General features: G+C 31.7%; 23 protein-coding genes. 13 read left to right on the forward strand and 10 right to left on the reverse strand.

The features are described 5' to 3' along the window. Window positions 1-273: 273 nt before the first annotated feature. The gene (gcvP, locus tag AC2GW8_RS13750) at window positions 274-3123 is read right to left on the reverse strand and encodes an aminomethyl-transferring glycine dehydrogenase (protein ID WP_440880445.1); all 2850 of its coding nucleotides are present in this window, start codon (window positions 3121-3123) and stop codon (window positions 274-276) included. A 128-nt stretch (window positions 3124-3251) separates the two neighbouring features. On the opposite strand from gcvP, the gene AC2GW8_RS13755 reads away from it, so the two are divergent. From AC2GW8_RS13755 to AC2GW8_RS13765, 3 genes are all read left to right on the forward strand, one after another. Further along, complete coding sequence (locus AC2GW8_RS13755; RefSeq protein ID WP_440880446.1) at window positions 3252-4067, forward strand: UbiA prenyltransferase family protein; 816 nt, start codon at window positions 3252-3254, stop codon at window positions 4065-4067. Window positions 4068-4205: 138 nt separating this feature from the next. Then, window positions 4206-6098: a phosphoglycerate dehydrogenase gene (serA, locus tag AC2GW8_RS13760; RefSeq protein ID WP_440882222.1), complete on the forward strand. Its 1893-nt coding sequence runs from the start codon at window positions 4206-4208 to the stop codon at window positions 6096-6098. Between the two features lie 89 nt (window positions 6099-6187). Next, the gene (locus tag AC2GW8_RS13765; protein ID WP_440880447.1) at window positions 6188-8632 is read left to right on the forward strand and encodes an FIDD domain-containing protein; all 2445 of its coding nucleotides are present in this window, start codon (window positions 6188-6190) and stop codon (window positions 8630-8632) included. A 108-nt stretch (window positions 8633-8740) separates the two neighbouring features. Here AC2GW8_RS13765 and AC2GW8_RS13770 read toward each other — a convergent pair whose 3' ends face one another. Beyond that, the gene (locus AC2GW8_RS13770; RefSeq protein WP_440880448.1) at window positions 8741-9526 is read right to left on the reverse strand and encodes an IclR family transcriptional regulator; all 786 of its coding nucleotides are present in this window, start codon (window positions 9524-9526) and stop codon (window positions 8741-8743) included. Window positions 9527-9663: 137 nt separating this feature from the next. Here AC2GW8_RS13770 and kynU point away from each other — a divergent pair, with 137 nt between their 5' ends. The 7 genes from kynU (at window position 9664) to AC2GW8_RS13805 (ending at window position 16966) form a co-directional block, all read left to right on the forward strand. Further along, window positions 9664-10923 carry a kynureninase gene (kynU, locus tag AC2GW8_RS13775; protein ID WP_440880449.1) on the forward strand — a complete coding sequence of 420 codons (1260 nt, stop codon included), beginning with the start codon at window positions 9664-9666 and terminating at the stop codon, window positions 10921-10923. 56 nt (window positions 10924-10979) lie between these two features. Next, window positions 10980-12392 (forward strand): FAD-dependent oxidoreductase, encoded by a 1413-nt coding sequence (locus AC2GW8_RS13780; RefSeq protein WP_440880450.1) that lies wholly within the window; start codon window positions 10980-10982, stop codon window positions 12390-12392. Window positions 12393-12472: 80 nt separating this feature from the next. Continuing rightward, entirely contained in the window at window positions 12473-12883 is a 411-nt protein-coding gene (locus AC2GW8_RS13785) for a RidA family protein (protein WP_440880451.1), read from the forward strand. A gap of 10 nt (window positions 12884-12893) precedes the next feature. After that, window positions 12894-14339: an aldehyde dehydrogenase gene (locus tag AC2GW8_RS13790; protein WP_440880452.1), complete on the forward strand. Its 1446-nt coding sequence runs from the start codon at window positions 12894-12896 to the stop codon at window positions 14337-14339. A 5-nt stretch (window positions 14340-14344) separates the two neighbouring features. Next, the gene (locus AC2GW8_RS13795) at window positions 14345-15121 is read left to right on the forward strand and encodes an SDR family oxidoreductase (RefSeq protein ID WP_440880453.1); all 777 of its coding nucleotides are present in this window, start codon (window positions 14345-14347) and stop codon (window positions 15119-15121) included. A gap of 217 nt (window positions 15122-15338) precedes the next feature. Continuing rightward, window positions 15339-15866, forward strand: coding sequence for a 3-hydroxyanthranilate 3,4-dioxygenase (locus tag AC2GW8_RS13800; protein ID WP_440880454.1), 528 nt, complete (start codon window positions 15339-15341; stop codon window positions 15864-15866). An 11-nt stretch (window positions 15867-15877) separates the two neighbouring features. Next, window positions 15878-16966: an amidohydrolase family protein gene (locus AC2GW8_RS13805; protein WP_440880455.1), complete on the forward strand. Its 1089-nt coding sequence runs from the start codon at window positions 15878-15880 to the stop codon at window positions 16964-16966. A 113-nt stretch (window positions 16967-17079) separates the two neighbouring features. On the opposite strand, the gene AC2GW8_RS13810 is transcribed toward AC2GW8_RS13805, so the two are convergent. The 6 genes from AC2GW8_RS13810 to rsfS form a co-directional block, all read right to left on the reverse strand. Beyond that, the gene (locus AC2GW8_RS13810) at window positions 17080-17706 is read right to left on the reverse strand and encodes a YceI family protein (RefSeq protein WP_440880456.1); all 627 of its coding nucleotides are present in this window, start codon (window positions 17704-17706) and stop codon (window positions 17080-17082) included. Window positions 17707-17772: 66 nt separating this feature from the next. Then, window positions 17773-18042 (reverse strand): acyl-CoA-binding protein, encoded by a 270-nt coding sequence (locus AC2GW8_RS13815; protein WP_440880457.1) that lies wholly within the window; start codon window positions 18040-18042, stop codon window positions 17773-17775. Window positions 18043-18061: 19 nt separating this feature from the next. Then, entirely contained in the window at window positions 18062-18856 is a 795-nt protein-coding gene (locus AC2GW8_RS13820; protein ID WP_440880458.1) for a phosphatidate cytidylyltransferase, read from the reverse strand. A gap of 3 nt (window positions 18857-18859) precedes the next feature. Continuing rightward, entirely contained in the window at window positions 18860-19444 is a 585-nt protein-coding gene (locus AC2GW8_RS13825) for an LUD domain-containing protein (protein WP_440880459.1), read from the reverse strand. A 13-nt stretch (window positions 19445-19457) separates the two neighbouring features. Then, complete coding sequence (ftsH, locus tag AC2GW8_RS13830; protein ID WP_440880460.1) at window positions 19458-21392, reverse strand: ATP-dependent zinc metalloprotease FtsH; 1935 nt, start codon at window positions 21390-21392, stop codon at window positions 19458-19460. Between the two features lie 25 nt (window positions 21393-21417). Further along, window positions 21418-21786, reverse strand: coding sequence for a ribosome silencing factor (rsfS, locus tag AC2GW8_RS13835; RefSeq protein ID WP_440880461.1), 369 nt, complete (start codon window positions 21784-21786; stop codon window positions 21418-21420). A gap of 86 nt (window positions 21787-21872) precedes the next feature. Between rsfS and AC2GW8_RS13840 the strand changes: the two genes are divergently transcribed. Beyond that, on the forward strand, window positions 21873-22604 hold the full coding sequence (locus tag AC2GW8_RS13840) for a biotin--[acetyl-CoA-carboxylase] ligase (RefSeq protein ID WP_440880462.1): 732 nt from the start codon (window positions 21873-21875) through the stop codon (window positions 22602-22604). An 11-nt stretch (window positions 22605-22615) separates the two neighbouring features. On the opposite strand, the gene AC2GW8_RS13845 is transcribed toward AC2GW8_RS13840, so the two are convergent. Together AC2GW8_RS13845 and pyrE are read right to left on the reverse strand one after the other, a co-directional pair. Next, window positions 22616-23005 (reverse strand): SRPBCC family protein, encoded by a 390-nt coding sequence (locus tag AC2GW8_RS13845; protein WP_440880463.1) that lies wholly within the window; start codon window positions 23003-23005, stop codon window positions 22616-22618. A 21-nt stretch (window positions 23006-23026) separates the two neighbouring features. Continuing rightward, entirely contained in the window at window positions 23027-23671 is a 645-nt protein-coding gene (gene pyrE, locus AC2GW8_RS13850) for an orotate phosphoribosyltransferase (protein WP_440880464.1), read from the reverse strand. Between the two features lie 7 nt (window positions 23672-23678). Here pyrE and AC2GW8_RS13855 point away from each other — a divergent pair, with 7 nt between their 5' ends. Together AC2GW8_RS13855 and dnaK are read left to right on the forward strand one after the other, a co-directional pair. Then, window positions 23679-24284 (forward strand): NUDIX hydrolase, encoded by a 606-nt coding sequence (locus tag AC2GW8_RS13855; protein ID WP_440880465.1) that lies wholly within the window; start codon window positions 23679-23681, stop codon window positions 24282-24284. A 134-nt stretch (window positions 24285-24418) separates the two neighbouring features. After that, entirely contained in the window at window positions 24419-26326 is a 1908-nt protein-coding gene (dnaK, locus tag AC2GW8_RS13860; RefSeq protein WP_440880466.1) for a molecular chaperone DnaK, read from the forward strand. Window positions 26327-26363 lie beyond the last annotated feature (37 nt).

The following is a 26363-nucleotide window of genomic DNA, read 5'->3' on the forward strand; positions in this document are numbered from 1 at the left end:
ATTAAAGTATAAATTAAGATTGGTTTTTTAGCAGTAAGCTTTAATTTTTCATTTTTTTATTCTAAATCGATTTTTGAGTTAATAGTTTTGGGGTTATGGTTAAATCACGACGAAGGTAGGTTAAGAGAAATTCTGTTTGAAGTATTTTCTTTTACCGATAGTGTTCCCTCGTTTAGTGGTCTGTTTTTAAGGTTGAATGGGAAATGCATTAAATAAAAAAAGAGTAACAATATTGTTACTCTTTTTTTATTTAATTTAAGGCTTATTTATTATTTAAGCTTCGATGTAATCCTCAATAGGGTTGCATGAACATATTAAATTTCGATCGCCATAAGCATCATCTACACGTCTGACTGAAGGCCAAAATTTATTTTCGCTGATGTAGTCCAATGGAAATGCAGCTTCTTTTCTTGAATAGGGTAAGTCCCATTCATCTGAAGTTAGCATCTCTTGTGTATGAGGAGCATTTTTTAATAAGTTGTTTGTATCGCTTGATGTTGAGCTATCGATTTCTTTTCTTATAGATATTAAGGCATCACAGAAGCGATCTAATTCTTCAAGACTTTCACTTTCGGTAGGTTCAACCATAATCGTTCCAGCTACAGGAAATGAAACTGTTGGAGCATGAAATCCATAGTCCATTAATCTTTTAGCGATGTCAACTACTTCAATTCCGTTTTGTTTAAAAGCTCTACAGTCAAGAATCATTTCGTGTGCTGCCCTACCCATTTCACCCGTGTAAAGTGTGTCAAAATGCCCATGTAAGCGTTCTTTCATGTAATTAGCGTTTAAGATGGCATATTTTGTAGAATTGGTTAATCCTTCACCTCCTAACATTTTTATATATCCATATGAGATTAAGCAAGCTAAAGCAGATCCCCATGGAGCTGCTGAAATTGCAGAGATTGGCTTCTCTCCTCCGGTATTAACTACAGGATTTGTAGGTAAAAAAGGTACTAGTTGTGGAGCTACGCAAATAGGCCCTACACCAGGACCACCACCGCCATGAGGAATAGCAAAAGTTTTATGTAAATTTAAATGGCAAACGTCGGCGCCAATGGTTGCTGGATTAGTGAGTCCAACTTGCGCATTCATATTGGCTCCATCCATGTAGACTTGTCCACCATTTGTGTGAATTATTTGTGTAATCTCTCTGATGGACTTTTCATATACTCCATGTGTAGATGGATAAGTTACCATTAGAGCAGCTAAATTGTCTTTGTGCTGTTCTGCCTTTAAACGTAAATCATCAATATCAATATTGCCATTTTCGTCTGTTTTCGTAACAATAACTTTCATTCCTGCCATAACTGCTGAAGCTGGATTAGTTCCATGAGCAGATGAAGGAATTAAACAGATATTTCTGTTTCCATTTCCATTTGCCTGATGATAAGCTCTAATAACCATCAGTCCAGTAAATTCTCCTTGAGCACCTGAGTTAGGTTGCAAAGAAGTTCCAGCAAAACCAGTGATGCTATTTAATTGGGTTTCTAAAGTTTTTAAAACTTCTTGGTAACCTTTAGCCTGCTCAATAGGAACAAATGGGTGGATATTACCCCAATTTGGATTGCTAAGCGGAAGCATTTCAGAGGCAGCGTTCAATTTCATGGTACAAGAACCTAATGAGATCATAGAATGATTTAAAGCCAAATCTTTGCGCTCAAGTTTTTTAATATATCGCATCATTTCGGTTTCTGAATGATACTTATTAAAAACTTCATTCGTTAAGAAGGTTGTTTTTCTTTGAATTTCTTTTGGTATAACATCGTTAGAAATGAATTCCTTAACATCGATGTCTTTAATATTGAAAGCTTGTTCGAAACAATCAATAATGTCATTTATTTCTTTCAATCCAACCGTTTCATTGATTGAAATAGAAATGTTATTGTCATCAATATAATTAAAATTGATTCCTTTTTTTTCGGCAACTTCTTTTAGTTGTTTAGTTTCAACTTCAATAAGTAGTGTATCAAAATATGATGTGTTCTTTTGTTTAAATCCAAGTCTGTCTAGCGCAGAGGCTAAAGTGGTTGTGGCATTATGTACCCTTTCAGCAATGTATTGAAGTCCCTCTTTACCATGATACACAGCATACATCCCAGCCATAACGGCAAGTAATACCTGTGCTGTACAAATATTAGAAGTTGCTTTTTCCCTTTTAATATGTTGTTCGCGAGTTTGAAGAGCCATTCTCAAGGCACGGTTACCATTTTTATCTTTAGTGACGCCTATAATCCTACCAGGAATACTTCTTTTATAGGCCTCTTTTGTGGCAAAATAGGCTGCATGTGGACCTCCATAACCTAGCGGGATTCCAAAGCGTTGCGTAGTTCCAACTACAACATCAGCACCCAATTTTCCTGGAGCTTCTAATTTTACTAGCGATAGTATGTCCGCAGCAACAGCAACTTTTATATTGTTTGAGTTTGCGGAATTAATAAAATCCGAATAATCAAAAATTTGACCATATTTTCCAGGGTATTGAATAAGTGCTCCAAAGAAATCGTTGGAAAAATCAAACTCCTCATGATTACCAATAACTAATTCAATACCAATAGGAACAGCTCTCGTTTTTAAAACAGATAGTGTTTGAGGTAAAATTTCATTTGACACAAAAAATTTATTCGCTCCCGATTTCTTTTTACTTCTTTCTCTTACATCGAAAAGAAGTGTCATAGCCTCAGCTGCTGCTGTACTTTCGTCTAATAAAGAGGCGTTAGCTAATTCCATACCAGTAAGATCACAAACTAATGTTTGAAAGTTTAGTAAGGCTTCAAGTCTTCCTTGAGCAATTTCAGCTTGGTATGGTGTGTAAGCAGTATACCAACTAGGGTTTTCTAGTATATTTCTTTGAATTACACTAGGCAAGATAGCTTCATGATACCCAAGGCCAATGTAACTTTTAAAGACTTTGTTTTTTTGAGCGAGTTCGTTAATATGATTTAGATATTCGTATTCACTTAAAGCAGGTGCTAAGTTGAGGTCAGTATTTAAACGAATATCATCAGGAATTGTCTCGTCAATAAGAGTTTCTAGAGAGGCAATACCTATAACTTTTAACATTTTTTCTTGATCCTTTTCATTAGGACCAATATGTCTTAATTGAAATGAATTTGTGTTCATTTGTGCTGTCTGTTTTTGGTGTTTCAAAAATAACGAAAATTCGTGATTTCTTCTCTATCTTTTTAATTGTAAATTGATTATTTGTAAACTATTATCTTAGTTGTTATTTGAAGCTTTATTTTTGCTGTATGAATTATTTAAAAATAGCCTTAAGGTTTTACATTAATTCTAGTATACATGTAGCATTATCTGTGTATTGTTTACTGAATATCACTTATGTATATTGGGGTTTTACTCAAAAGGAAGAATTGAGTAATTTTCTTTTTTTTGGTACCATTATAGCATATAACTTCATCAAGTATTTTGAAGTTTCCAAGTTGCATTACAGCGGCTCTATTAAAAACTTAAAACAAATTCAGTTTTTCTCTTTCTGTTGTCTTCTCTTTTTTTGTTATTATTTGTTGCAGCTAAATTTAAAAACAATTCTTTTTATCATTCCTTTAGGTATTATAACTGTTTTATATGCTGTTCCTTTCATAGAGGGGTTTCGTAAAAATCTTCGAAGTATTTCTTATCTAAAAATACTCATTGTAGCACTAGTATGGAGTAGTTTAACCGTTGTTTTACCTATATATGATTATGGAATAAATATTGAAAATAAAGGCACTTTAATATTGATGACTGCCCAAAGATTTTTATTGATTTTTGTATTTGTACTCCCCTTTGATATTAGAGACATGAATTACGATGCCGCTTCATTACGTACCTTACCGCAAAAAATTGGATTGAGAGCTACAAAAAGAGTTGGTTTGCTAGTTCTTATATTGTGTTTAGTGTTAGAGTTAATTATTTCAAATGATCCAAAATTTTTGAAATGTTTTTTTGTTGTTTTTATAACTACTCTTGTTCTTTTAATGAGAGCTTCAGAAAAACAATCGTTTTTTTATAGCTCTTTCATAGTTGAAGCAATTCCTATAATTTGGTTTATAATACTTACAGTTTAAAAGGTTAGAAAACAAAATAATAAATTTTTTTAAGTAAAAAAAAGCGATTTTAAAAATGTTATCGTTTTGTGATACTTTTTTGTCAGAACCTTTGTAATTTGCACATCACAACACAATATATACTAAAAGATGAATACATTGAACGCTACGAAACGAAATTATATATTTGATTTTGACAGCACTTTAACTAGGGTCGAGGCTTTAGATGTTTTAGCAGAGATTACCTTAGCGAATAACCCTAAAAAAGACGAAATAATTGAAGGGATTGTAAATTTGACTAATCTTGGCGTTGATGGAGAAATTTCATTTACTGAATCATTAGAGCGAAGAATTAAGTTATTAAACGCAAAAAAGTCAGATTTAGAGCTTTTAATAAAGGAGTTAAGAAAGAAAGTGTCAAAATCTATTGAGAGGAATAAAGAATTTTTTGAAAGCTATTCTGATAATATCTATGTTATTTCAGCTGGTTTTAAGGAGTTTATAGAACCTATTGTTAAGGAGTATAACATACCAGGAGAAAGAGTATATGCAAATACTTTTGAGTTTGGAGATGATGGAACCATTGTAGGTTTTGATAGAGATAATGTTTTGTCAAAGCATAATGGAAAAATAAAATGCTTGAAAGATTTAAACCTTAAAGGAGAAATACAAGTAATTGGAGATGGTTATAGCGATTATGTAACCAAAGAAGCAGGAGTGGCTGATAAGTTTTTTGCATATACAGAAAATGTTTTAAGAAACAAAACGATTGCAAAAGCAGACCATGTTACTCCAAATTTAGACGAATTTTTATTTATAAACGATTTGCCAAGAAATATATCATATCCGAAAAATAGAATTAAAATACTTCTGCTTGAGAATATTCATGAGGATGCAAAAAAAAGACTAATAGAAGATGGATTTTCAGTAGAAACTGAATCAAAAAGTTTATCCGAAAATGAATTGATTGAAAGAATTAAAGAGGTACATGTTTTAGGTATTCGATCAAAGACCCAAGTGACCAAGAAAGTCATTGAGGCAGCAGAAAAATTAATGGTTGTTTCTGCATTTTGTATTGGAACAAAGCAAATTGATCTTGAATCATGTAAAGAAAAAGGGATCACTGTTTTTAATGCTCCTTACAGTAACACACGTTCAGTGGTTGAATTAGCTATTGGCGAGATTATTATGCTTATGAGAAGTGTGTTTCAAAGAAGTACAGAGATACATAATGGACAATGGAATAAAACAGCACAGGGTTCAAAAGAAGTTAGAGGAAAAAAAATAGGAATTGTCGGTTATGGAAATATAGGTAAGCAATTATCAGTTTTGGCAGAAGCACTCGGTATGGATGTTTATTATTATGATGTAGAAGATAAATTGGCTCTGGGAAATGCTACTAAAATAAATTCACTTAAAGAATTATTGAACATCTCGGATGTTGTTACCCTTCATATTGACGATAATTCTAATAATAAAAATTTTATAGGTAGGGAAGAAATAGCTCAGATGAAAAATGGGGCTCACTTAGTTAATTTGTCAAGAGGCTTTGTGGTTGATATAGAGGCTTTAGTAGAGGCTCTTGAATCAGGGAAGCTAGCCGGAGCAGCTGTTGATGTATATCCTGAAGAGCCAAGAAAAAATGGTAATTTTTATACAAAATTAAAAGGTTTAGATAACGTCATTTTAACTCCTCATGTTGGAGGAAGTACAGAAGAAGCCCAAAGAGACATTGCAGATTTTGTACCTAGTAAAATTATGGCATATATTAACTCCGGAAACACAGTTGATGCCGTAAATTTTCCAAATATTAGACTGCCAAAGCATAAAGATGCGCATAGGTTTTTGCATATTCATAAAAATGTTCCAGGGGTGATGGCTAAAATAAATAAAGTCCTAGCTAAATTTGAATTAAATATTATTGGACAGTATTTGTCAACTGATGAAAAAGTTGGTTATGTTATTACAGATGTTAATAAAAAGTATAATCAAGAAGTTATAAGTGATCTTAAAAAAGTTGAAGGAACGATTAGATTTAGAGTTTTATACTAATCAGTTCAAAAGAAAATATGAAAAATAGCTATTTACTGTTTATTTTTATAATTACAACTAGAGCTTTGTGGGGTCAGAATGATTGTAGTATGCCCTTAATAGTTTGCGGAAATGAAGGTTTTAATAATATTGAAGTTTCTGGACCAGGAATACAAGAGTTACTTGGAACAAATTCTTGTGCCAGTCAAGAGCATAATAGTTTGTGGTTTGATGTAACTATTAAAAATGGGGGTAAATTAGCTTTTACACTTAAACCAAAATCAACGGATATAAATGAAGATTTTGATTTTTTTGTTTTTGGTCCTAATGCTAGTTGTACAAATTTAGGTCAGGCCATACGGTGCTCAACAACAAACCCTGCGGCAGCAAGATTATCTAATAATCACACAGGGATGTCTCTTGCAGCTAATGATAGTTCAGAGGGACCAGGTGCTAATGGAGATAGTTTTGTGTCTTCAATTGATGTTAAAGCTGGAGAACGATATTTTATCGTTATTGATAGGCCGATTGGAAGCAGTAACTTTACAATTGATTGGACTGGAACAGCTGAGTTTAACGACGCTCCACAGGTAGAGATTCCTTCTGGATCGACAATAGACCTCGAAGAGTGTGATAATAAGGCTCCTTTTGATGACTTGATAGCAGTATTTGATTTGACAAAAAATAATTTTGTGATTGGTAATCAGGGTAATGTAACGATTAATTATTATGCTAATAATACAGATGCTAATACAGGAGCTAATCCAATTTCAAATCCAAGTAGCTTTGTTAATTCCTCAAATGACCAAAAAATTTATGTAAGATTAGAAAATAGTATAACAGGTTGTTACACCATATCTAATTTCAACCTTAAAGTTCTAAACGGAGCAAATATTCAGGAAACAAGTTTGGAAGTCTGTGACCAAGATAATGATGGTTTTGTTAATTTTAGTTTGAGTGATATAAATGCCACCGTTTTGGTTTCTGGTAGCCCTAGTGATTATAATTTTTCTTATCACCTTACTGAGGTAGACGCCAGAAATAATGAGAGGTCTCTAAGTAATAGCTATACTAATGCTACTCAAAATGAGCAAGAAATTTATGTGCGTGTTGTAAATAAAACTAATAGCTTTTGTAGTAACATCTCAAAAGTTAAATTAGTGACGGTGCCTACTCCAAAGTTGTCAAACACTGTTGAACTAGTTCAATGTGATGATGATATTGATGCCATAACTTTTTTCAATTTAGAGGAGGCAAAAAGTAAAATTTCCACAAACCATGAGAATGAGAGTATAACATTTTATGAAAGTCTAGTAAATGCACAGAATAATGTGAGTCAAATTATTAACACGATGGCTTATAAAAATAGCATACCGTCAACTACTAATATTTGGAGTCGTATAGAAAATGAAAAAGGATGCTTTAAAATTAAGGAGATCATACTTAGGGTATCAACAACTAATATACCAGATAATTTCTTGAGAGAGTTTGAGAGCTGTGATGATATTGAAAATGATAATTTAAATGGGGTGTCGTTATTTGATTTTAGTTCTGTTGATGGAGAAATAAAACGTATGTTTGAGAATATAAATCAACAAGTAATTATAAGTTATTATGAGAATCAATCAGATGCTTTATCAGAGGTTAATGTAATTAAGAATATTTCAAGTTATCGAAATGTAAATTCTCCATACCAACAAAAGATTTATGTTAGAGTTGATAGTAAAATAAATAATGATTGTTTAGGGTTAGGGCATCATGTGACATTAACTGTAAATCCATTACCTGATTTTACAATTACCGCGCCAGCTTTTTTATGTCAAAATTCTTTTGTGACATTAAAATCTGATATAGTGAATGACAGTCTAAATTACACTTATAAATGGAGGCATAAAGGTATGTCATCTGTACTAGGTGTTAATAAACAATTAATGATTTCTGACGCAGGTGAGTATGAATTGACTGTAACTAATGCTTTAACAGGTTGTAATCGTGTTAAATATGTAGTAGTGGGTTTGTCAGGAAGTCCAACTGTTAATAAAAACGATATTCTTATTTATGATGACTTAACAAGTACATTAAATGAATATAAAGTTATTGTAAAAAGAGAAAATATAGGAGTTGGAAATTATGAATTTAGTATCAAAAGTGAGGAGGGAGTGCAACGTCCATTTCAACTGAATTCAGAGTTTGAAAATTTAGATTCAGGGAAATATAAGTTGATTATTAGAGACGTTAATGGTTGTCAGCCTAATGCTGAAATTGATTTTAATATATTAAGACTGCCTAGGTTTTTTACTCCAAATAATGATGGAGAGAATGATATTTGGGTAGTTAAAGGTTTAGATCAAGCTTTATATAAAAGAGGAGAAATAACAGTAGTTGATAGGCTAGGAAACGTTATGTATAATGACTCTGTTTTTGGATTAGGGTGGGACGGAAAATTAAAAGGAAAAAGAATGCCAAGTGACGATTATTGGTTTTTTATGAGTCTAACAGATAAGCTAGATAATAGTTATAAATATGAAGGCCATTTTTCTTTACTTAGAAAGTAAATATTTATATTAACATAAAGAAAAGAAGTTGTCTTACTTAAATCTATAACTTAAAATCGAAGAAAGTGTGTTTATAGCTCAATAAATTTATGTTCAAAAGGTGAAGTTTTAAGAAAGGTTTTCAAAATCATAAAAAGCTTTCTCTATATTTTTTATTTCCTTATTTAGAATACCAATGTATTTGGTAATGTTTTTCATTCTAAACCTACTTAAAGGTCCTGAGGCACTTAGAGAAGCAATAATGTTTCCATTTTTATTTTTAACAGGGATGGCAATACAAATAAGCCCTGGTTCTAGTTCTTCAATGTCTAAAGCAAAACCTTGATTTTTAATCTTCTCCAGCTCTTTTAATAGTTCATTTCTAGATGTTATTGTGTTTTTAGTATATTTTTTTAAATCAGTATTGTTTATGATATTTTCTTTTTCATCCTCGTCTAAAAAAGAAAATAAAAGTTTGCCTGACGCTGTTGCATAAATAGGTTGGTATGCCCCAATTGATGTGTTCATTTTTAAACCATGTAAACTATCTGCTTTATTGATATGAAAAACTTGATTGTCTTTTATGATGCTTAATAGAACTGTTTCTTGAATTTCAAGCGCGGTTTTTTTAATCGAATCATTGGAGAGTTTGCGGATTGATTTATAAATAGAAACCCTATTACCTAGTTCAAATAATTTACTGCCTAAGCTATATTTGTCATTTGAGTTTTGATGAATAACATTAAGTACTGACAAGGTATTTAATATTCTATAAACCGTACTTTTGTTGTACCCTGTTTTTTGCGCAAGTTCTCTAACTCCCCATGTATTTTTTTCTACTGTGAAAGCATTTAATAATTCAAAAGCTTTGATAATAGATAGATTTAATTTTTTGTCATTATCAGTTGATTCCAAGGTTAATTCTTTCTTTTTACTTGCTAATATATAAAAAAATAGTTAATTTTATAAAACACCGTTTTAAATAGTGAAACGAATTTTAATAAAAATTAAATTTTATTTAAATAATCTATCTAATTTTAAAATAGATAAGCATGCATCAAAACACGCTAGAATATGCTCTACAACAAGATAAGAACGACCCACTTTCTTATCTTAGAAAAGAATTTCATATTCCAAAAGATAAGCACGGTAATGAATGGCTTTATTTTACAGGAAACTCTTTAGGGTTGCAACCTAAGAGAACACAAAAATACATTCAACAAGAGCTTGATGATTGGGCTAAGTTTGGTGTAGAAGGGCATTTTGAAGGGAAAACTCCTTGGTTACCATATCATGAATTCCTTACCGAGGGTATGGCGAAGATTGTTGGAGCAAAGCCTAAAGAAGTAGTTGTTATGAATACGTTAACTACTAATCTGCATTTACTGATGGTTTCTTTTTACAGACCAACGAAAGAGAAGTACAAAATAGTAATTGAATCAGATGCCTTTCCGTCTGATAGGTATGCTGTAGAGTCACAATTGAATTTTCATGGTTACAATATAGAAGATGGCCTTGTTGAGTGGAACCCTAGAGAAGGAGAAGAGTTATTAAAGATTGAAGATCTTGAAGAAATTATTGAAAATGAGGGGGAAGAAATAGCTTTAATATTAGTTGGAGGAGTAAATTATTATACCGGGCAATATTTAGATTTAAAACGAATAGCAGAGATAGGTCATCGTCGTAATTGTATTATAGGGATTGATTTGGCTCATGGAGTGGGAAATGTTTTACCAAAACTTCATGAAAGTGGAATTGACTTTGCAGCTTGGTGCACTTATAAGTATTTAAATTCTGGTCCTGGAAGTTTAGCAGGGCTATTTGTCCATGAAAGACATGCATATAATAAAAATTTACCTCGCTTCGCTGGATGGTGGAATCATAACAAAGATACTCGTTTTAATATGCGCCAACCTTTTGATGTTATGCCTGGTGCTGAAGGCTGGCAATTAAGTAATCCTCCAATATTATCAATGGCTGCTATACGAGCTTCTATAGATATGTTTGACGAAATAGGAATGGATGCTCTACGGTCTAAGTCAGAAAGATTAACAGGTTACTTTGAGTTTTTAATAAATGAAATTAAAACAGATAGAATTAAGGTGATTACTCCTAAAAATCCAAAAGAACGAGGGTGTCAACTTTCTATTCAAGTAAAAAATGCAGATAAGAAATTACACGAAAAATTAATAAATGAAAATATAATTACCGATTGGCGCGAACCAGATGTTATTCGTTGTGCACCAGTTCCAATGTATAACAGTTTTGAAGATGTTTTTAGAATGGTAGAAATTTTAAGAAAATTACTTTGACTTCTAATTTTTATTTAATAGTAATTTATGATTTTAAAATTATAAAAGAATAAAAAATGATAAAAAAAGATAGAGTATTAATTATTGGAGCAGGGCTATGCGGGAGTCTACTGGCGCTTAGGTTGGCGCAGAGAGGTTACAAGGTAACAGTTTTTGAAAGTAGATCCGACCTTAGAAAAGAAGATGTTTCATCAGGTCGTTCAATCAATTTAGCGCTCTCTAATAGAGGGATTAAAGCATTACGCTTGACAGGTATTGATGAAAAGGTAAAAAATATTTGTATACCTATGTATGGTAGATTAATGCATGATAAGGAAGGAAGAACATTTATTTCGAATTACTCAGGAAGAGAAGGAGAGTATATTAATTCTATTTCTAGAGGGGATTTAAATGGAATTTTACTTAATGAAGCAGAAGCTCATGAAAATGTAGTAGTTTATTTTAATTCGAAATGTTTATCCGTTGATATAGATAATACCAAAGCTCTGTTTAAAAATTATAAGACAAAAGAGGAGTTTGAAATAGAGGCTGATGTGATCTTTGGAGCAGATGGAGCAGGATCTGTTCTGCGAAAAAATTATTATTTAGACAAGAAATTCTTGTTCAGTTTTAGTCAAGATTATTTAGCACATGGATATAAGGAGTTGGAGATCCCAGCGAACACTGAAGGGAAGCACCAAATTAGTAAAGATTATTTACATATTTGGCCTAGAGGAGGTTATATGTTGATCGCATTGCCTAATTTAGACGGTAGTTTTACAGTTACGTTATTTTTGAGTTACGAAAAAGATGAATATAATTTTAAAAATTTATCCTCAGAAGATAGCATAAAAAAATTTTTTAAAGAGCAATTTCCAGATGCACTGGAATTAATTCCAGATGTAGCCTCAGAGTTTGCCAATAATCCGACCGGTCCACTAGGAACCATTAAATGTTCTCCGTGGTGTTATAAAGGAAAAACATTAATAATAGGAGATGCAGCCCATGCTATAGTTCCTTTTTATGGTCAAGGAATGAATGCTTCTTTTGAAGATGTTTGTGTGCTTGATAGCGTATTAAATGAATATGAGGGAGATTGGGAGGTTGTATTTAAAGTTTATCAAGAACGAAGAAAGATCGACACCGATGCTATTGGCAATTTAGCAATTGAGAACTATTATGAAATGCGTGATCATGTGGCAAATCCATTGTTTAAAGAAAAGCGTGCTTTAGAAATGGAACTTGAGAAAAATTTTCCGAAAGAATATTATTCAAAATATTCAATGGTAACTTTTAATGAGGGGATTGGATACAATGAAGCTCGAACCAAAGGTAATGCTCAGGATAAAGCTTTGCTCAATTTAATAGCTAATAATCAATTGAGAATAAAAGATAATTCCTGTAAAGAAGAATTATTACTACTTCTAAAAAGAGTTCAGGTTGAAACACAAGAAATATTGAAGGAAGATGAGGTAGCGGGACTCTCCTAAATCAAGTTTTTTTAGAATTTTAATATATATAGAGTTTGAAAGAAGTAAATAGTTGTAATAAGTGATAAATAAAGAAAAAAATGAATAGCAAAGTAATAAAAGGAAAGGCCATCCCCCGAGGTAAATTTCCTCATGTAAAAAGAGTAGGTGATTTTATTTATGTTTCTGGAACGAGCTCGAGAAGACCAGATAATACTTTTGAAGGGGTTGAGGTAGATGAGTTTGGAACGACAAATCTGGACATAAGGAAACAAACACGTGCAGTAATTGAGAATATTAAAGATATTTTAGTAGAAGTAGGAGCTAGTTTAGAACATATTATTGATGTAAGTTCTTTCCTTACGAATATGAACGATTTTGGAGGTTATAACGAAATCTATTCACAATATTTTGATTATGATGGTCCAACAAGAACAACAGTTGCAGTTCATCAATTACCACATCCTCATTTGTTAATAGAAATGAAGGTGGTTGCATATATGCCTAAGTAATAAACAAAGCATGAAACAAATTATTAAGAATTACATTGGGGGGGAATTTGTGAATCCAACGAATGATGAATGGATTGATAATTTGAATCCTTCGAATGGTGAAGTTTATGGGAAAATTCCTAATTCATCTGTTAAAGACATTCAAATGGCAGTTGATGCAGCAAAAAAAGCTTTTCCTATATGGTCAAATAGTACATTGAATAAGCGGAGTGAAATTTTAGCTAAAATTGCAAGACTTATTCAAGAAAAACAACAAGAACTAGCTACTGCTGAGGCAAAAGATAATGGGAAACCATTAGCTCTAGCAAAAAAAATAGATATTCCGAGAGCATCGTCTAATTTTCAGTTTTTTGCAAATGCTATTACACAATTTTCTTCAGACTCACATGAAAGTGTTGGCTATGATGCTTTTAATTTTACAGTTAGAGAACCTTTAGGAATAGTGGGGTGTATATCACCATGGAATTTACCACTTTATTTATTTACATGGAAAATAGCTCCAGCAATTGCGGCAGGAAACTGTGTCGTTGCAAAGCCAAGTGAAATTACACCGTTGAGTGCTTTTTTGCTTGGTGAAATATGTAATCAAGCAGGTTTACCAAAAGGTGTTCTAAACATAGTTCATGGTAAAGGAAGTTCTGCAGGAGAAGCTATAGTAAAACATCCTGAAATTAAAGCCATATCGTTTACGGGAGGAACTATTACTGGTTCACATATTGCAAAAATAGCATCCCCAATGTTTAAAAAATTATCACTCGAACTTGGAGGAAAGAATCCTAATATTATATTTTCAGATTGTAATTATGAAGACATGTTAATAACTACAGTTCGTTCTTCCTTTGCAAATCAAGGACAAATTTGCTTATGCGGAAGTAGAATTTTTGTAGAAGAGGGTATTTATGAGAAATTTAAAAAGGATTTTATAGCGGAAGTAGGTAAATTAAAAGTAGGAAATCCATTTGATGAGAGTACAGATATAGGTGCTTTAGTTTCGAAAAAGCACTTAGAGAAAGTAAAGTCTTATATTGATGCTAGTGAAGATTATGGAGGTAAAATTCTTTATGGAGGAGAAAAGGTAAATATCGAAGGATGTGAGAAAGGTTACTATTTACAACCAACAGTTATTGAAGTGAAGGACAATCAATGTAGATTAAATCAGGAAGAAATTTTTGGACCAATAGTAACATTGATGCCTTTTAAAAAAGAGAAAGAGGTCATAGAAATGGCAAATGGTGTAAAGTATGGTCTATCAGCTACTTTATGGACCAATAATTTAAATAGAACAATGCGAGTTAGTAAGTGTTTAGAAGTAGGAGTTTTATGGGTAAATACTTGGTTGCTTAGAGACCTCAGAACTCCTTTTGGAGGTATGAAAGCTAGTGGAATCGGAAGAGAGGGAGGGTTTGAAGCACTTCGCTTTTTCACAGAGTTAAAAAATATCTGTATAAAATATTAAAAACAATGAATTTAAAGTTACGAAATAAAAATGCTTTAATATGTGGAAGCACGCAAGGAATTGGAAAGGCAGCAGCAATATTATTAGCTGAAGAAGGGGTTAATGTAACTTTATTAGCTAGGGATGAGTTAAAGCTAAAAAAGGTTTTAAAAGAATTACCAAACCAAAGTCAAAAACACGGGTATTTGGTAGCAGATTTTTCCGACCCTAATATGCTTAAAAATAAATTGAAGCAGACAAGCTTGAACTTTCATATTTTAGTTAATAACACAGGAGGTCCTGCTGGCGGACCTGTATTTGATGCTAAGTTAGAAGAGTTTGACATAGCTTTTGCACAACACTTGAAATGTAACCATATTTTAACACAGGCTACAGTTCCTTTCATGAAAGATCAAGAATATGGAAGAATTATTAATATAATTTCTACCTCGGTTAAACAACCTTTAGATGGTTTGGGTGTTTCTAACACTATAAGGGGAGCTGTAGCCAATTGGTCTAAAACAATGGCCAATGAACTTGGTCAGTATAAAATTACAGTTAATAACGTGCTTCCAGGAGCAACGAATACGAAAAGATTAAACGAAATTATTGTTAATAAGGCAAATAAAACAGGAAAAACTCCAGAGGAAATAAGTGCACATATGAAAAATGCTTCACCAGCAAAAAGATTTGCAGAACCTTCTGAAGTAGCTAATGCAATTGCTTTTTTAGCTAGTGAAAAGGCTAGTTTTATTAATGGGATAAATATTCCTGTAGATGGAGGGAGGACAAAAAGCCTGTAAATATAATTGTAAATAAACATATTTTGTAGACTCAATAAGATGAATTTTTATTGTAAATTAAAAACAAAAAACAACTGGAATTTTTTTCAAAACGGTTGTAAGGCTGAGATATAGGAACGGTATTAGATTTACAGTAAAAATAGCACTAAAAAAAGAGTAAATAAAAATCATTATTTAAACTTTTTAATGAATATAAACTTTTCTAAATTTAAATAGTATGAGTAAGCTAGTAAAGCCGTTAAATTTTAAAAGATGGATTGATGAAAATCGTGATTTATTAAAACCTCCCGTTGGTAATAAACAAATATGGAAAGACGGAGAATACATTGTCATGGTAGTTGGCGGACCTAATGGAAGAAAAGATTACCATTATAACGAAACACCTGAGTTTTTTTATCAAATAGAGGGAGATATGGTTTTGAAAATTATTAACGATGAGGGGGAAATGATCAATGTTGATATAAAAGAAGGTGATATATATTTATTACCAAGTAAAATACCACATTCACCGCAACGAAAAGCAAATACAGTTGGCTTGGTAATAGAGTATCCACGACCTGAAAATGTAAAGGATGCCCTTGAATGGTACTGTGAAAACTGTGGTAACAAATTGTATAGAGAAGAATTTGCTTTAGATAATATTGAAACTGATATGCCTAAAATTTTTGACAGGTATTATTCCGATATAAATAAATGCACTTGTTCAATTTGTGGTACGAAAATGGAAGCACCGATAAAAAAATAAAAATTAGAAATTTGAAAAAAAGACTTCGTATTAATGGGCATTCCCATTTGTTACCATACCCTGAAGAGATACCGCAATTTATGAAAGATAAAGGGATTTTTTGGGTAGATAAAGATAAAAAGTTCATGTTACAAAAAAACTGGAAACGCCCAGTAACTGATTCTAGTTTTTTTCTTAATGAGAAGCTAGCTTGGATGGAACATTTTGATATAGATCATGCCGTAGTTCTCAATCTTTCTCAATTATATGGAAATGGTTTACGTCTAGAGGAAATGAAACAGGCGCTTCGGTTTCAAAATGATTTTAATGCAAGGGTACAACAAGATCACCCCTCTAAGTTTACATGTGGTTTTGTTGTTCATCCAGGTTTTGTAAGAGGAGCTTGTTGGGAAATTGAAAGATGTGTAAAGGAGCTAGACATGAGTTTGTTGTGTTTGCCTACACATTACATGGATACTATAGGGACATGGCGATGTATTTTTGATGAAGAAAATGAACCTATTTTTGAATTGGCTAATGAATACAATTTAGCCGTAGAAATTCATCCATATGATGGTGAAAAGTTTATTAAACTTGAAAATACTTCATGGAGATTTCATTTGATATGGATGTTAGCTCAATGTGCTGATGCTTATCACTTCTTAACATTAAATGGTTATTATGATAAATATCCTAATATGAGAATTTGTTTTGCTCACGGTGGGCAATTAGCGCAAATGAATCTAGGTAGAAGAATTCAGGGCTTTGATGGTAGGCCTGATTTATTTGAAGGTAAAGAACACCCAAGAAAAGCGGTTGGTCATAAAAATATTTTCTTTGATACACTAGTGCATGATACAGGTTCTTTAGATTTATTGATAAAAAATCAAGGTTCTAAGCAAGTATTAATTGGACTAGATGATCCTTATCCTTTGGGAGAAATGGAAAGTCATAAACAATCTTCTTACCCTGGGAAGATATTAGATTTAGCAATTAATAGAGAAATTATATCGGAAGATGAAAGAGACGATATGTGGGAAGGAAATGTCTTAAGATGGCTATTTGGAGATAATGAAAGTCTTAAAAGAAGTTTGATTGATAAAATAAATAATCGATTCTAATTTATAAAAAATGATATCAGTAATACTACTCAGTGTGTGTGGAGTTATTAAAAAAAAGAAACCTTAGTATATATAAATATCTAAGGCTTTATTTTTAAATTAGCGATGTTTTATTATTTAAATACTGTAGTAATTTCAATATCAACATCATCCCATGTTTTTGATACGCCATCTGCACCTTTATGTAAGTCTTTACAAACTGCATTAAGAGAATCAAGAGCTTTTTCAGCTTTCCATTGGCTAATTTTCATCGCAGCTTTTAAGCTAAATATTTTATTATTCAGATTATAAATGAAAGGTAACTTTTTTGTTACACCATTCATCGTAATTTCGGTATAGCCAATTGAATCATTCTCTAAAAATAATTTTCCAGATAATAATTGGGTTTTGTCCATAACGCCAAAAAAGAATTTTTTTATTTTGTAGTCTCTACTAGTATCGCTTGTAAAAATACTGCTCACCGGAACTGAAAAGCTAGCGTTATTAATAGCTTCTTTTATATTTTTACCTTCACCACCAGAAGTAATTTTTACTTTTTTAAACTGTCCTTTAACAGGAATTTTTTCAGTAGTTTTATAAGCAGTCCAACTTATTGTATTTTGTGCATTTTGCAACGAAAAAGGAGCTTGTTTTTTTTCAACAATAGGTTTATTCTGTTCTGTCTTATTTGTTTCTTTTTTACAAGAAATTAACTGCATAAAAAATAGACATGTTGATAAGCACAATGCTAAGTTTTTCATAATAATTGATTTAGAGTCTAAATTAAAATATAAAGATAAGTACAATAGATTAAATACAAACTATTGTTAATCGATTTCATCTATTATTGAATTAACAAGTTTGATATATTCTTTTTTAGCTTGTTTGGGACTCATTCCTTTAAGTTGAATCCATGCATTGAATTTGAAAGCATTTCTTAGTCCTTTATCATTATAAGTTGAAAATTGATCTCCTTTTACAGCTTGCTTATAGTATGCATACAGCCGAAGCATTACATCAGGAGGAAGTTTGCTTTCTATGTTTGATGCTTTTTTGAAGGCCTTATTAAACTCAGAATCAAGATTATTTTCTTGCATAAAAGAAAAAAGTTACTGACTAAATTATAAAATGAATATACAAATATACAAAAGGACTTAAAAAAAACAGACTGTCAAGTCTGTCAAGCAAGCCCCCGTGTCCAGGCATAATAGTGCCACTATCTTTTATATTGGCCAATCTTTTAAACTTAGATTCTACTAAATCACCCAATGTACCAAAAATTGAAATGATTAAAGAAATAAAGATCCAATCAAAAATAGAGAATAACGATGAATAGAAACCAATTATTCCACCTAAAATAAGAGAAGATAAAGCACCTCCTATAAAACCTTCAATTGTTTTCTTTGGAGATACACTTTCAAATAATTTGTTTTTACCAAAATTTTTACCAAAAAAGAAGGCAAAACTATCATTAGACCAAATTAATAAAAGAATATAAACTGTAAGATATTTATCATAAATACCATTAATAACTGGTAATTGAGTTAGAAAAAGAAAAGGAAGAATAACATAAGTAATCGAAAGATCAAATTTGTCAAACTGTTTATTGATGATTTTATTTTTTTTAGAATATAAGCTGACGATAAGTCGTATTGAACTTACTATTGTGATGACTAGTAGTATAAGAATTGTTTTATTTGATAATAGTGTTTTTTGATAAAAAACAGAAAGAGGTAAAATAAGAAAAGGAATTATACTTTTTAAACGAATAATTTTATTGAACTCCCATAGGCATATGGCAGAAATAAGTGTTACTAAAATTGTATATGACTCGATCGAATATATGGTAGCACAAATAAATAGAGTAGCATAAATAAGTGCAGAAATACTTCTTTTTACTATGTTTTTCATTTTTTATAGATCTTCGAAAAGAAGTAAATAAAGATTTTTAGAATTACTGCTGCCATAGCTTAAAAAATCATCATTATTCTTTTGTATTTTGTAATTGGTTACAGAGCTTATATTGGTGGGGATATTTCCTTTAAAATGCGTTTTAATACCTGTTAAGCCTTCACTTGTATTTTTTACTAACTGACTTGTTGTTGCATAAACAATAAAACACTCTGGTAGTTCGTTGATTTTTTTACTCCTTAATTGGTTGGAAGAGAATAGAATATCTCCTTTATTTGCTATTAAATGTTCACATGGTGTGAAAAAGGGAGTAAATTTATATGGTTCACTTTTTATATTTACTAAATTCTCAGGAATTAATTTTACTAAATCGAAATCAGTGCATGTAATTTGATTCCAGCTGTTTTCTTTAATTATGTTTTCTAAGTTGGTAATAATTTCATCAATACTTGTAGAATATAGAAACTTTCCTCCTTTATTGATAAAGTTATGCACAAACAAATCATCTAAAGAGAGGTTAACAAATTCGTTATTGATTTCTTCTTTAGATGATTTGTTTGATTTAAATAATTTCTTGAAAAAATTCATTAAAATAAAAAGCTTATTCTTCTGTAATTTTATTTTGAGTTTCGTTTTTTATTTCATCTTTTTCAAAAGGTCTTTTTCCAAATATTTTTTCTAGATCATTTTTGAAAATAACTTCCTTTTCTAGCAGCCTTTCTGCTAGTAATGTAAGCTTATCTTTATTTTCTTTTAAGATTTTAATAGCTCTAATATACTGTCCTTCTATTATTTGTGATATTTCATCATCAATAATTTTTGCAGTTGAATCGCTATATGGTTTTACAAAAGAATCATTTCCAGAAGAATCATAATACGTAATGTTTCCGACTTTATCATTTAGACCATATACCGTGACCATCGCTCTAGCTTGTTTTGTTACTTTTTCAAGATCGCTTAACGCACCTGTTGATATTTTATCAAAAATAAGTTTTTCAGCAGCTCTACCCCCCATGGTAGCGCACATTTCATCAAGCATTTGCTCTGTTTGAACAATTTTTCTTTCTTCGGGTAGATACCATGCGGCTCCTAAAGATTGTCCCCTAGGAACTATAGTTACTTTAACTAATGGAGCAGCATGTTCTAACATCCAGCTTACTGTCGCGTGACCAGCTTCATGAAAAGCAATAACCTTTTTTTCTTTAGGAGTAATTACCTTATTTTTCTTTTCTAATCCTCCCACTATCCGATCAACAGCATCTAAAAAATCTTGGTGTTCAATAAGGTCTTTACTTTTTCTTGCAGCTATAAGTGCAGCTTCATTACAAAGATTAGCAATATCAGCTCCCGAAAAACCAGGCGTTTGTTGTGCTAAAAATTCAACATCAACACTTGGTTCTAGTTTCAAGGGTTTTACATGTACTTCAAAAATTTCTTTACGCTCACTTAGATCAGGAAGGTCTACATATATTTGTCTGTCAAAACGACCAGCTCTCATTAAGGCTTTATCGAGTATATCAGCACGGTTTGTTGCAGCTAATACAATTACATTAGTGTCTGTACCAAAACCATCCATTTCAGTTAATAATTGGTTTAAGGTGTTTTCTCTTTCATCATTTCCTCCAGTCATACTATTCTTTCCTCTCGCTCTACCTATGGCATCAATTTCATCAATAAATATTATTGAAGGAGATTTTTGTTGAGCTTGTTTAAATAAATCCCGAACACGTGAGGCTCCAACACCTACAAACATTTCAACAAAATCCGATCCTGAAAGTGAGAAAAATGGAACTCCTGCTTCTCCTGCTACAGCTTTGGCAAGTAATGTTTTTCCTGTTCCAGGAGGACCAACTAATAAAGCTCCTTTTGGAATTTTTCCTCCAAGTTTAGTGTATTTTTCTGGACTCTTTAAAAAATCAACGATTTCTTGAACTTCTTCTTTAGCTCCTTCCAAACCAGCTACATTTTTAAATGTTGTTTTTACTTTTGTATCTTTATCAAATAATGTAGCTCGTGATTTTCCTATGTTAAAGATTTGTCCTCCAGCACCTCCTCCGTTTGCTCCTGACATTCGTCTCATAAAAAATAACCAAATAACAATAAGTAAAATAAAAGGAAGAAAACTTACAATACCATCAATAAAGCTTGTTCTTTCACCATTTTTTATATCAAAAGTTAGATTATTTTTTATTCTTGATTCTTGAAGGTTTTTTTCAAAATTCTGAAGATCTCCAAAATTATAAGTATAAAGAGGTGCTCCCTTTCTGTGAAAAGGATTACTCATTATTTTTTTATGACGCTCTTTTTTTACAGCTTCATCTTTTATATATATTTCCGCAAAGGATTTGTTTACTACCAGTATCCTTTCGATGTCGTTTTCATTTAATATTTCAGAAAATTCGTTTTTTGAAATATCACTAGATCCCATGTTTCCAGAATTGAAAAATGTAAGACCTATGAATAAAATTGCAATGGGAATATAAATCCAAAAGGAATTAAAACTAAATTTAGGTGTGTTTTTTTTATTGTCGCTCATAAAATTTGTTTCAATCGGTTATAAATTAAGCGGGATTAATTTGGGTTATTTTTGCATCGCCCCAAAGACTTTCTATATCATAGATTTCACGCACATGTTTTTGAAAAATATGTACCACAACATTTACATAATCCATCAAAACCCACTCTGAGTTACCTTGTCCTTCAACATGCCAAGGTTTGTCTTTTAATTCTTTTCCTACTGCTTTTTGTATTGATCCAGAAATTGCATCTACTTGAGTATTTGAGTTTCCTGAACAAATAACAAAATAATCACACACTGTGTTGTCAATCTCTCTTAAGTCTAGGAGCTGTATATTTTGCCCCTTGACATCATCAATTCCTTTTATAATGACAGCTAATAGATCGTCTGTACTGGGTTGTTTTTTTATCATTAACAAAAATAAAGTTTTAGCAAAGTTATTATTTTTTTGCGAGTAAATTGTGTAATATTGGTACTAGTTTTACTTTGAATACTATAATGAAAATAATCAAACTTGATGCCATCGATTCTACAAACACTTTTTTGAAGAAAATGGCAGAAGATTCATTAATTGAAAATTTTACAGTTTTATGGGCAAAAAATCAAACTTCAGGAAGAGGTCAGATTCATACAAAATGGATTTCTGAGAACGGTAAAAACCTTACTTTTAGTGTATTTGTTCGTATAAATGATTTACCAATTAAGCATCAGAAATTCTTGAATTTCAGTGTGTCGTTAAGTGTCTATGAAGCCCTTTATGAAATGAAGATACCCAAAATTTCAATAAAATGGCCAAACGACATAATGGCAGGAAAAAGAAAAATATCTGGTATTTTAATTGAAAACAGTTTAAAAGGAGAAATTATATCCTCTTCAGTAATAGGAATCGGACTAAATGTAAATCAAAAATTTACTTCTGAGAATAAGTTAAACGCAATCTCTGTTAAAGATGTTATTGGAAAAGAGATTGAATTAAATAGTATGTTAGATAAAGTACTCAAAAAACTAGAAAAAAATCTAAAGGATTTAGAAAACAAAAATCTTAGGGTGCTGGAAAATAGGTATTTAAATGTGTTGTACAAAAAAAACATTCCAAATATGTTTCGAACGAATCAGAATGTTTTGTTTATGGGTAAAATTATTGGCGTGTCACCAGAAGGTAAACTCAAAATAGAGTTAGATAATGAAACAGTTCAAGAGTATGGCGTCAAAGAAGTCTCATTTTCCTAAATTTATTTGCTTTAAAGTGCAGAAATATTTTTAGTTAACGTTTCTATAAATTTTGTCAATGGTTTTTTTACCATCATGGCCATCATGGGATTAAAATCACCATTAAATTTTAAGATAATGTTACTTTGGTTTTCAGATAATTTACTTATTTCAGACGTTAGTGTAAAAGGTAGTTTACTACTAGCTGCACCAAGAGTTACATTAGAAAACTCCGTTTTTTCTTTCATAACCAATCTTATCTCAGGCATTCCTTTTAGCCCAAAAATAAAACTATCACCATCAACTTCGAATTTTTGAGTGCTTTCAGGCATTAACTGCTCATAATTTTCAAGTTTCGTTAAAAATTTGAATAATTCTTCTGGAGATTTATTTGTAGTTACCGTATTTCCTATTATATCCATTATTTATTTTTATTTAAGGGTTTAGTTTTGCTTCCATTCTTTAGGATTAAGTCTCCATTGCTCAAGAGTTTTTAGCTCTTCATTAGAAATATAATTATTATCTAAAGCTTGTGCTATTAAAAAATTAAAATTGCTTAGAGTACTTAATTCAATATTATGTTTTTTGAAATTATCTGAGGCAACCTCAAAGCCATATGAAAATATAGCTACCATACCTTTAACATTAGTTTCAGCCTCTTTTAGCGCTTGTACAGCTTCAAGACTACTTTGCCCTGTACTTATTAGATCCTCAATCACTACAATATTTTGACCTTTTTCAAAATAGCCTTCTATTTGATTTTTACGACCATGTTTTTTAGGTTTTGGGCGTACATAAATAAAAGGAATTCCTAATTCTTGAGCAACTAAAATACCGATTGCAATGGCTCCGGTTGCTACCCCTGCAATTACATCTGGTTTACCGTATTTGTTCTCGACTAATTTGGCTATTTTTTCTTTTAAAAAGTTTCTGACAGGAGGATATGATAGTGTTATTCTATTGTCACAATATATTGGTGATTTCCATCCAGAGGCCCATGTGAAAGGAGTTTTCGGACTTAGTTTTATAGCTTTTATCTTTAGAAGAAGTTCAGCTGTTTCTTTTGCTGTATCTTTGTTAAAATCCATATCACAAATGTATAAAGTTTTTATTAATGATAAACCAATAATTTTAACAACTTCAACAAATAATGAAAAAGATTATCCATTACTTTTTTTTAATAACATTATTTTTGAAGAAGTGGTTGAAAAATTAAAATCAGCTATTTTTAAAGGTGTTTATTTATTCTCTACAAACAAAGAAAGAGATTTTAATAAAATAAAAAAAGTTTATAAACCCGTAGTTGCAGGTGGAGGTTTAGTGATTAATGAAAGAGAAGAAGTACTTTTTATTTTTAGAGAAGGAAAGTGGGATCTACCGAAAGGAAGAGTTGAAAAAGGGGAGAAGATTCAAGAAGGAGCCATTAGAGAAGTTGAAGAGGAATGCGGTATAGGGAATATTTCCCTTAAGAAATTATTATTAGTTACCTATCATTTATTCGTTTATAAAGAAAATAAAAGGTTAAAAGAGACTCATTGGTATTTAATGCACTCTAGTTCCAATCAACTATTAAAACCTCAATTGGAAGAGGGGATAACCGAAGTTTGTTATAAATCTAAAAAAGAAATAGAAAAGGCATTATTAAATACGTATGCAAATATTAAATTAGTTTATCAGAGTTACATTGATTTACAGTTATAGTGTCAATATGACACTAATTTTTGTATTAAGTGCGTATGTGCCTGCCAAAAGGTAGTTTAAAACTCTATGGCATGCACTTTGACTAATACTTAATCGTAAAATTGAATTAAAAATTTAAACTGTAAATAAAGATTATGAGTAAAATTATAGGTATAGATTTAGGTACTACTAATTCATGTGTGTCTGTAATGGAAGGAAATGAACCTGTAGTGATTCCTAATTCAGAAGGAAAAAGAACAACTCCATCTGTTGTAGCTTTTGTAGAAGGCGGTGAACGTAAAGTAGGTGATCCAGCAAAGCGTCAGGCAGTAACAAACCCAACTAAAACAGTTTACTCTATTAAACGTTTCATGGGGAATAAATATTCTGAATCTCAAAAAGAAGCTGACAGAGTACCTTATGAAGTTGTAAAAGGAGACAACGATACTCCACGTGTAAAAATTGATGATAGATTGTACACACCACAAGAAGTTTCAGCTATGGTGTTACAAAAAATGAAAAAGACAGCTGAAGATTATCTAGGGCAAGATGTAGCAGAGGCAGTGATTACTGTTCCAGCTTATTTTAATGATGCACAGCGTCAGGCGACAAAAGAGGCAGGAGAAATTGCAGGATTAAAAGTTCGTCGTATTATAAATGAACCAACAGCAGCTGCTTTAGCATACGGTTTAGATAAATCAAATGAAGATAAAAAAATAGTAGTTTTTGATTTTGGAGGTGGTACTCATGATGTTTCTGTTCTAGAGTTAGGAGATGGCGTTTTTGAAGTGTTAGCTACTGATGGTGATACTCATTTAGGAGGAGATGATGTTGATGAAAAAATTATTAATTGGTTAGCAGAAGAGTTCAAAGCTGAAGAGAATATGGATTTACGTAAAGATCCAATGGCTTTACAACGTTTAAAAGAAGCTGCTGAAAAAGCAAAGATTGAGTTATCAAGTACTACTTCTACTGAAATTAATTTACCTTATATTACGGCTACCGCATCAGGACCAAAACATTTAGTTCGTTCATTAAGTAGAGCTAAATTCGAGCAATTAATTGATGATTTAGTAAAAAGAACAATTGAGCCATGTAGAACTGCATTAAAAAATGCTGATTTATCAACCTCAGAAATTGATGAAATTATTTTAGTTGGGGGCTCTACTCGTATTCCTGCAATTCAAGAGGCAGTTGAAAAATTCTTTGGAAAAGCTCCAAGTAAAGGAGTAAATCCAGATGAAGTTGTGTCTTTAGGAGCTGCAATTCAAGGAGGAGTTTTAACTGGTGATGTTAAAGATGTATTATTATTGGATGTTACACCTTTATCATTAGGTATTGAAACTATGGGAAATGTATTTACAAAATTAATCGAAGCAAATACAACAATTCCTACTAAAAAGTCTCAGGTGTTTTCTACGGCAGTAGATAATCAACCGTCTGTTGATATACACGTATTACAGGGTGAGAGATCTATGGCAGCAGATAACAAAACAATTGGACGTTTTCAATTGACTGACATTCCTCCAGCTCCAAGAGGGGTTCCTCAAATTGAGGTAACGTTTGATATCGATGCTAATGGAATTATAAATGTTTCAGCAGCAGATAAAGCTACAGGAAAGTCACAAAACATTCGTATTGAGGCTTCTTCTGGCTTAACTGATGAAGAAATTCAAAAAATGAAAGCGGATGCAGAAGCTAATGCGGAAGCTGATGCTAAAGCAAAAGAGACTGCAGATAAAGTTAATGGAGCAGACTCTATGATTTTTCAAACAGAGAAACAACTAAAAGATTTTGGTGAAAAATTATCAGCAGATAAAAAGCAACCAATAGAAGCTGCTTTGGAAGAACTAAAAAAAGCTCATGAGTCTAAAGATTTAGCTCAAATTGATTCAGCAATGGAGAAAATAAATGAGGCATGGAAAGCTGCTTCAGAAGAAATGTATGCGGCTCAACAACAAGCTGGGGATGCTGGTTCAGGAGCTCAGCAATCGGAAGCTGACGCTAGCGGACAATCTCAAGGAGATAATGTAGAGGATGTTGATTTTGAGGAGGTAAAATAGTTTTCTCTTAAATAAATAAAAAAACTCATTGCATACG

The sequence above is a fragment of the Tenacibaculum profundi genome (genome assembly GCF_057162725.1).